Source organism: Nakamurella sp., assembly GCF_048594475.1.
In the GTDB taxonomy this organism is placed as follows: domain Bacteria; phylum Actinomycetota; class Actinomycetes; order Mycobacteriales; family Nakamurellaceae; genus Nakamurella.
This window is the reverse complement of record NZ_JBMDXT010000132.1, coordinates 1-7,797: the sequence shown is the minus strand read 5'-3', so window position 1 is coordinate 7,797 and position 7,797 is coordinate 1. Positions and strand designations below refer to the sequence as shown.

At 72.8% G+C, this 7,797-nt stretch carries 9 protein-coding genes and 1 pseudogene; 6 read left to right on the top strand and 4 right to left on the bottom strand.

The features are described from left to right. Both ACOJUF_RS06745 and ACOJUF_RS06740 read left to right on the top strand, forming a co-directional pair. A partial coding sequence (locus ACOJUF_RS06745) for a peptidylprolyl isomerase (protein ID WP_420121092.1) occupies positions 1-463 on the top strand: 463 nt, incomplete at its 5' end. A gap of 200 nt (positions 464-663) precedes the next feature. Continuing rightward, positions 664-1,383 carry a rhomboid family intramembrane serine protease gene (locus ACOJUF_RS06740; RefSeq protein WP_420121091.1) on the top strand — a complete coding sequence of 240 codons (720 nt, stop codon included), beginning with the start codon at positions 664-666 and terminating at the stop codon, positions 1,381-1,383. Between the two features lie 54 nt (positions 1,384-1,437). On the opposite strand, the gene ACOJUF_RS06735 is transcribed toward ACOJUF_RS06740, so the two are convergent. Further along, a complete protein-coding gene (locus ACOJUF_RS06735) occupies positions 1,438-1,902 on the bottom strand; it encodes a PH domain-containing protein (RefSeq protein ID WP_420121090.1) in 465 nt (154 codons plus the stop codon). A gap of 63 nt (positions 1,903-1,965) precedes the next feature. Continuing rightward, positions 1,966-2,253 (bottom strand): cell division protein CrgA, encoded by a 288-nt coding sequence (gene crgA / locus ACOJUF_RS06730; RefSeq protein ID WP_420121089.1) that lies wholly within the window; start codon positions 2,251-2,253, stop codon positions 1,966-1,968. 221 nt (positions 2,254-2,474) lie between these two features. Here crgA and ACOJUF_RS06725 point away from each other — a divergent pair, with 221 nt between their 5' ends. The 4 genes from ACOJUF_RS06725 (at position 2,475) to ACOJUF_RS06710 (ending at position 5,157) form a co-directional block, all read left to right on the top strand. Beyond that, positions 2,475-3,206, top strand: a complete 732-nt coding sequence (locus tag ACOJUF_RS06725; RefSeq protein ID WP_420121088.1) for a DUF881 domain-containing protein — start codon at positions 2,475-2,477, stop codon at positions 3,204-3,206. Continuing rightward, positions 3,203-4,066: a class E sortase gene (locus tag ACOJUF_RS06720; protein WP_420121087.1), complete on the top strand. Its 864-nt coding sequence runs from the start codon at positions 3,203-3,205 to the stop codon at positions 4,064-4,066. Before ACOJUF_RS06725 ends, ACOJUF_RS06720 begins: the two co-directional genes overlap by 4 nt. A gap of 8 nt (positions 4,067-4,074) precedes the next feature. Continuing rightward, a complete protein-coding gene (locus ACOJUF_RS06715) occupies positions 4,075-4,230 on the top strand; it encodes a hypothetical protein (protein ID WP_420121086.1) in 156 nt (51 codons plus the stop codon). A gap of 273 nt (positions 4,231-4,503) precedes the next feature. Continuing rightward, complete coding sequence (locus ACOJUF_RS06710; RefSeq protein WP_420121093.1) at positions 4,504-5,157, top strand: aminodeoxychorismate/anthranilate synthase component II; 654 nt, start codon at positions 4,504-4,506, stop codon at positions 5,155-5,157. A gap of 117 nt (positions 5,158-5,274) precedes the next feature. Here ACOJUF_RS06710 and ACOJUF_RS06705 read toward each other — a convergent pair. Both ACOJUF_RS06705 and ACOJUF_RS06700 read right to left on the bottom strand, forming a co-directional pair. Beyond that, positions 5,275-6,822: pseudogene (locus ACOJUF_RS06705) on the bottom strand (trypsin-like peptidase domain-containing protein); the annotation flags it as partial. A gap of 120 nt (positions 6,823-6,942) precedes the next feature. Further along, positions 6,943-7,797: PASTA domain-containing protein (locus ACOJUF_RS06700; protein WP_420121085.1), on the bottom strand; the 855-nt coding region annotated here is incomplete at its 5' end.

The following is a 7,797-nucleotide window of genomic DNA, read 5'->3' as shown; positions in this document are numbered from 1 at the left end:
CAAGACCGTCAGCAACTTCGTGAAGCTGGCCAAGGGCACCGCGAAGTACACGACCAAGAACGCCTCGGGCGGGACGGAGGGTCCGTTCTACGACGGCGCGATCTTCCACCGGGTGATCGAGGGCTTCATGATCCAGGGCGGTGACCCCACCGGCACCGGCTCGGGCGGCCCGGGCTACCAGTTCGCGGACGAGTTCCACCCCGAGCTGGCGTTCAACAAGCCGTACCTGCTGGCCATGGCCAACGCCGGCCCCGGCACCAACGGTTCGCAGTTCTTCATCACGGTCGGCCCGACGCCGCACCTGAACCGCCGGCACACCATCTTCGGTGAGGTCGCCGATCAGGCCTCGCGCGACGTCGTCGACGCGATCGCCACCACCCGGACCGACCGGTTCGACCGGCCGACCGACGACGTGGTCATCACCTCGATCTCCATCGAGGACCCCGAGGAGTCCTCGAGCTGACCGCCGTCCCCGGCCCGGGCCCGGCATTCGCCGGGCCACCGGTACGGCCGTGCACCTGGCACCCGGACCGGGCGACGCCGCTGTCCTGTTCCCGGTGCGAGCGGCCGGCCTGTCCGGAGTGCCTGACCCCGGCTTCCGTCGGCTTCCACTGCCGCGAGTGCGTCGCCCAGGGTCGGGCGAGCGCCACCGCCCCCCGGACGGTGGCCGGTGCCCGCCTGGGGCAGCGGCCCGTCGTCACGATCACCCTGATCGCGATCAACCTCGCGTTCTTCCTGATCACCGCCGTGCAGTCGCGGTCGGCGATGGACCTGTCGACCTCCGGGCTGTACCTGCACGGCGGGCTGATCCCGGCCGAGGTCGCATCCGGCGAGTACTGGCGGCTGCTCAGCGCCGGGTTCCTGCACGGGAGCCTCATCCACCTGGCCACCAACATGCTGTCGCTGTACTGGCTGGGCATCCCGCTCGAACGCATCCTCGGCCGGTCCCGGATGCTGGCGATCTACCTGCTCAGCCTGCTCGGCTCGTCGGTCAGCGTGCTGCTGTTCAGCGCGCCGGTGAGCCTGACCATCGGAGCGTCGGGAGCGGTGTACGGCCTGATGGGGGCGCTCCTGGTGACGTTCCGGCGGCTGCGTCTGGACCTGCGGCCGCTGATCGTGGTGCTGGCGCTGAACGTCGTCATCACCTTCACCTACCCCGGCCTGTCCTGGCAGGGCCACCTGGGCGGGCTCGTGGTCGGTGCCGTGGTCGGCGCGGCCATGGTCTTCCCGCCGCGGGCCACCCGCCGGCTCTGGCAGTGGGGGGTGTGCGCCGCGGTGGTCGTCGTGCTGGCCGGCCTCACAGTCTACGCCGGCGACCGCATCGGTTCCTGGTACTGCGTCTACCAGATCGCCGGACAGGTGGCCTGCATCCCGGCGCACTGACCGGCCGTCAGGACGGGGTGGTCGCGCCGGCCGTCTGGGCTGGTCGCGTGGGCGTCAGGACGGCCCGGAGCCGATCGGGAACCAGCCGGCCAGCGCCGCGGCCACGTCCGCCGGGTCGGCGCCCAGCTCGACCCGGCCGAACAGCAACAGCTCCTCGTCCACCAGGTCGATCTCCAGCGTCGACGAACCCATGCGCTTGGTCCGCCCGCACTCCCCGGCCCGCACGTCCGACCAGGGGATGAGCCGCCGTCCGCCGATGGTGCGGATCAGCAGACCACGGGGGCCGGCGACCAGCCGCCGCCGGTGGGCCAGGGCGGCCAGCGCCAGCAGCGCCAGCGCCGCAACGCCGGCCACGATCCGGTCCAGGGGTTCCCGGGGCAGGAACGCGCCGACCACGGCGAGCGCGGCCAGCCCGAGCAGGAGCCCCACCAGGGCCGGAGCCGGCCGCCAGACCCGGGATCCCGGTCCGGGGAAGTCCGTGCCCGCGGTCACCGGTGGCCCGCCGGCGGCGTTGTCCACAGGGGTTGTCCACAGTGGGGATGAATCACACGCGTGTGGTTTCCCCGCGGTGCGGCCGGACGGTCAGCGCCACCGCATGGTCATCAGCAGCCCGGCGATCATCAGGGCGAAGCCGATGGCGAAGTTCCAGTTCCCGAGACCGGCGATGAACGGGATGTTCGATCCCCACAGGTAGTAGACGACCAGCCAGACCAGGCCCAGGACCATCAGGCCGAGCATGATGCCCACGTACAGCGGCGACGACGGGGCGGCGACGTGTGCGCGGGCGGCCGCGGCGGCCGCCTCGTTGGCCTGGGTCGACGAGTTGGCCGTGCTGGTCGCAACCTTCTTGCGGACCTTGGACTTGGGCACCTGTACCTCCTGCGTCCGACACCACCGGTGAGCGCATCACCGGGGCTGTATGCCACTGGCCCTAGCCTACGGTGTGCCGCGCCCGATGCCGCCCGATCGACGGCGGCCCCACCACCCGCGCCCGACGTCGCCACGGCGGTCCGCGGAGGGCGGGACGAGGCGGTCGCGACGGATGGGGAGCACGGAGCACTCGTGAGGCATGTCGGTCGGGAGCGATCCCGATGAGCGCCGGACGCCCGTTGGGCTGGCGGATCGGTGCCGTGGTCGCCTGCCTGGTCGCCGGGCTGCTGCTCGGCGTCGCCCGGGCGTCGGCCGGGGGCGAGGACGTGGGCACCCGGTCGGTGGACCTGTCGGTCGTCGTGCGCGACGCCCAGCAGCGGGTCCTGGCCGCTGACGCGCAGGCCGCCCAGCTCCAGGCGCAGGTCGGGCAGGCGGCGGACGGCGACGTCTCGCCGCAGGTCGAGCAGGCCCTCGCGCAGGTCGACGCGCTCGCGCCGGCCGCGGGGCTGGTTCCGGTGGTCGGCCCCGGCCTCCGGGTCACCATGTCCGACGCCCCGCGCGACTCCGACGGCAACTACCCGGCCGGGGTCGACCCCGACGACCTGGTGATCCACCAGCAGGACGTGCAGGCGGCCGTCAACGCGCTGTGGGCCGGTGGTGCCGAAGCAATGATGATCATGGACCAGCGGGTGCTGACCACCTCGGCGGTGCGGTGCATCGGCAACACCCTGCTGCTCCAGGGGCGGACCTACTCGCCGCCGTTCGTCATCACCGCGATCGGCGACGCGGCGTCGATGTCCGCCGCCCTCGACCGCGAGCCCGGGGTGCGGCTGCTCCTCCAGTACGTGGACAAGTACCACCTGGGCTACGAGGTGACCCCGGTCGACGAGGTGGAGCTGCCCGCCTACGACGGGACGATCCGGATGAAGTCGGCGACCGAGGCGGGCCGGTGACCGCGACCACGACTCCGCCCACGCCACCGCGCCCGCGCCGTGGCGTCGGCCGCACCCTGATCCGGGGGGTCGGCGAGCTGCTGATCACCCTGGGCGTCGTCGTGCTGCTGTTCGTCGTCTACGAGGTCTACGTCACCGACCTGTTCGGCGAGCGCAAGCAGGCGGCGGCCACCACCCAGGTCGACCGGGTCTGGGCGCAGTCGCAGGAGACCGCGACGGTCACCGCCTCGGCCGCGCCCCAGCTGGCCACCGACCCCCAGCAGCGGGTGCCGCGGTACGACACCGTGCTCGGCGAGGGGTTCGCCAAGTTGCGGATCCCCGCGCTCGGCGCCGACTACGTGTTCACGGTGGTCGAGGGGACCGACCCGGACGACCTGTACATCGGCCCGGGCCACTACTCCCAGACCCAGCTGCCCGGGGAGCAGGGCAACTTCGCGGTCGCCGGCCACCGGGTGTCCAAGGGCTCGCCGTTCAACGATCTGGGTCTGCTGCGCTCGTGCGACGCCATCGTGGTGGAGACGCAGGACGACTGGTTCGTCTACCGGGTGCTGCCGATGGCCGAGGAGGAGGCGGGCTGGGCCGCGCAGACCCGGCCGCACTGCTCGGGGGTGTCCGTGCAGACCGGCACCTACGCCGGGGTCTACGGCCGGGAGATCACCGTGCCGTCGGACTACGCGCAGGTGCTGCCGGTGCCGACCGTGCTGTCCACGACGGTCCCGCCGGACGCCCAGCGGCTGATCACCCTGACCACCTGCCACCCGCAGTTCTCCGACGCGGAACGGATGATCATCCACGGGGTGCTGGTCGCCAGCTACGCCAAGGCCCCCGGGTACCTGCCGCCCGAACTGACCGAGACCTGAGGACCGACGTGTACGCCTGGATCTGGCGCCACCTGCCCGGCCCGACCGCCGCCCGGCTGGGGCTCTCGCTCGTGCTGTTCCTGGCCGTCGTGGCCCTGCTGTTCTTCGTCGTCTTTCCCTGGCTCGAGCCCTACCTGCCGTTCGACCGCGTCACCACCGGCTGACGCCGCCCCGCCCGGCCCTCTCACCCCCGGCCTCCCGCCCGCACCTCACCCCCGGCTTCCCCTCCCGCGCGGATCATCTGGCCCGGCGCGGCCGAAATCGTCGCCTTCCGTCCCAGCCGTCACATTCCGGGGGAGTTGATCCGCGCGGCGATCCACACCGGCGGTGTGCACACCTGCGCGGACGAAGTCGACGACTCTCGTCCCGCCCGTCCCATTCGGGGCGAGTTGGTCCGCGCCGGCGTTGTTGATCCGCGCGGGGAGGGGTGTGGGACTCTGGTCGGCGTGACGCGCATTCTGGTGGTCGACAACTACGACTCGTTCGTGTTCAACCTCGTGCAGTACCTGGAGCAGCTCGGGGCTGAGTGCGTGGTCCGGCGCAACGACGCGGTGACCACCGACGAGGTGCCCGGGATCGAGGTCGACGGCATCCTGCTGTCCCCCGGGCCCGGCACGCCCGCCGACGCCGGGGTGACCGAGGAGATGGTGCGCTGGGCGGCCGGCCGGTTGCCGGTGTTCGGCGTATGCCTGGGTCACCAGGCGATCGCCGAGGTGTACGGCGCGACGGTGGACCGGGCGGAGGAGCTGCTGCACGGTCGCACGTCCCTCGTCGAGCACGGCGGCACCGGCGTCCTGGCGGGCCTGCCGAACCCGTTCACCGCGACCCGCTACCACTCCCTGGCGGTCGTCGACGGCACCGTGCCCGCCGCGCTGGAGGTCACCGCGCGGACCGAGGGTGGGGTCATCATGGCCCTGCGGCACCGCGAGCACGCCGTGGAGGGCGTGCAATTCCATCCGGAGTCGGTGCTGACCCAGGGCGGTCACCGGATGCTCGCCAACTGGCTCGCCGACTGCGGCGACCGGGCCGCCGCCGACCTGGTCGCCCCGCTGGAGCAGGACGTCGAGCGGTTGCGGCTGTCGGCCGTCTGACGGACCCGGTCCCGGGAACGGCCGAGAGCCCGCGATCCTGGGGGATGATCGCGGGCTCCGGCGGTCCGAGGGGTGGCAGTTGGCGGCGGCCGACCCCAGGGTGTCGTCCACCGTCTGGGACTTGCCGTCCCGGGTGAACGTGATGGTGGTGGTGCCGTTGGGGGCCTGCGCCCGCACCGCCGCGATCAGGGCGTCCGCGCTCTCGATCTTGACCGAGCCGATCCCGGTGACCACGTCGCCGGCCTGCAGGCCGGCCGCCTCGGCGCCGCTGCCCGGGGTGACGGTGGCGATCTTGGCGCCGGTCGCGATCTGGCTGTTGCCGTCGGTGGCGTCGCCCACCGACGCCCCCAGCACGGCGTGGGTCGCCTTGCCGGTGTCGATGATCTCCTGCGCGATCCGCTTGGCCTGGTCGATCGGGATGGCGAAGCCGACGCCGATGTTGCCGGCCTGGCCGCCGCCGGAGGTGTCGGACAGCGAGGCGATCGCCGAGTTGATGCCGATGACGTTGCCGCCCCTGTCGACCAGGGCGCCGCCCGAGTTGCCCGGGTTGATCGCGGCGTCGGTCTGGACCGCGTTGATGATGGTGTCCTGGCTCTGGCTGCGGCTGGTCTGCTCCTCCGACGCGGTGCGCACCGGCCGGTTGAGGGCCGAGACGATGCCCGAGGTCACGGTGGCGGACAGGCCGAGCGGCGAGCCGATCGCGACGACCTGCTGGCCGACCTGCAGGCTGCCGCTGCTGCCCAGGCTGGCCGGGGTCAGCCCGGACACGCCGTCGGCCTTGATGACGGCCAGGTCGTCGGTCGCCGTCTTGCCGACGACGGTTGCGGACGCGGTGGTGCCGTCGTTGAACCGGACCTCCAGATCGGTGGCCCCGTCGACGACGTGGTTGTTGGTGAGGATCAGCCCGTCCGCGGTGAGAATGACGCCGGAGCCCTCGCCCGAGCTCTGGCTGGAGCTCGCGAGCACCGACACGACCGACGGCAGCACCTTGGCCGCGACTTCCTGGACCGACCCGGCGGGCGCCGGAGTCAGGTTCTGCGAGACCGGGGCGCCGGTGTTGAGCCGGCTGAGCGAGCTGTCCGCGGCGGCCGTGCTGTTGTCGTGCAGGGCCGCGCCGGCCCAGCCGCCGGCCACGCCGGCCACCAGCGCCAGGGCGGTGGTCGTCGCCACCACGAGGGAGGTCTTGCGGCGGGGCTTGGGGGCAGTGGCCGTCGCCGGACTCGGGCCGCCGGCGGAGCCGGCCGTCCCCAGCGGGTACCCGGGCTGGCCGGCGGACCGGTAGGCCTCCGGTCCGGTCGGGGGCAGGGTCTGGGTGTACCGGCCGGTCGAGGCGCTCGACGCGGCGCCGGGAGCCGCCCAGGGCTGGCTCGACCAGGCGCCGCTGGGTCGCGGCTGCCAGCCGGACTGCTCGTTCGTCGCACCCGCGCCGGGTCGCGCCGGGCCGCCGGGGGCCTGGCTCCACGCCTGGGAGGGGGCGCCCGGATAGCCGGACGACCCGAAGGACCGGGTCGACGTGGCATCCGACGGGGCCGCGTAGCGGCCGGCGGCGGGCTCCGCCGACGGGTTGACCGGGGTGTTCACGGCGGGGTTGACCGGGTGGTTCGCACTGCCCTGCTCGCTGCTGTCGCGGGCACCGGCGGGCTGGTCACCGGCGCGCGGGGTCATGTCCTGGCTCATGGGTACGACAGTGCCGGACCAGCTTGTGGATCCTGTGAGCGAGCCCGGAGCCGCACGTGCAGACCACCTCCCAACTCGTTGTGAATCCAGATCGAGCCGGCTGGGACGTCAGCCTCCGGCCGGCGGTGCGGCCGGCGGCGCGGGGGAGGCCGGTTCCGATGCCGGCGGAGCTGAGCTGCTCGGCGCCGACGACGCCGGCGAGCTGGGCTGCGACGTCGTCGGCGGGGGCGCCGCCACCCCGACGACGACCCGGACGGCGGTCGTCTTGGGCACGGTGGTGCCGGACGCGGGGTTCTGGCTGATGATGGCCCCGACCAGACCCGGGTTGGACACCTCCTGGGTCGTCTGGCGGACCGAGTCGCCGGCCCACCCGCGGGCCTTCAGGGCGGCCACGGCCTCGTCCGGAGTGCTGTTGACCAGGTTCGGCATCACCATCAGGTTGCCGTTGGACACGGTCAGGGTGATCGGCGTGCCCTCCTGCACCCGGGTGCCGACGGCCGGATCGACCGCCGTGACCTCGTTCTCCGGTTCGGCCGAGTCCGCCCGTTGCGACACCACCTGCAGCTTGGCGTCGGTGAGGATCTGGGTGGCCTCGTCCAGGGACTTGCCGACCAGACCGTCGGGCACCTGCACGATCTGCAGGCCCGTGCCGACCGTCACCTTGACCGTCGAACCCGGCTGCACCGGGGTCTGCGCGGCCGGGTCCTGGGAGAGCGCCTTGCCCTTGTCGGCGTCCGACGAGGGTTGCGGCACCTCCTCGTACTGGAGGTTGGCCGCGTTGAGCGCCTTCTTGGCCTCCTCCGGCGTGTAGGACACGACGTTGGGCACGGCGATCAGGCTCACGCCCTTGCCGATCTCCAGATTGACCGCGGAATCCTGGGCGACCTGGGTCTGGCTGGACGGCCGCTGGTTGACGACCTTGTCCTTGTCCGCGTCGCTCGATTCGGTCGGGGTGACCGTGCC

Bases quoted from the DNA above. Each gene is read 5' to 3' on its own strand.
- ACOJUF_RS06725 (WP_420121088.1), top strand. From the start codon at position 2,475: ATGAGCGCCGGACGCCCGTTGGGCTGGCGGATCGGTGCCGTGGTCGCC.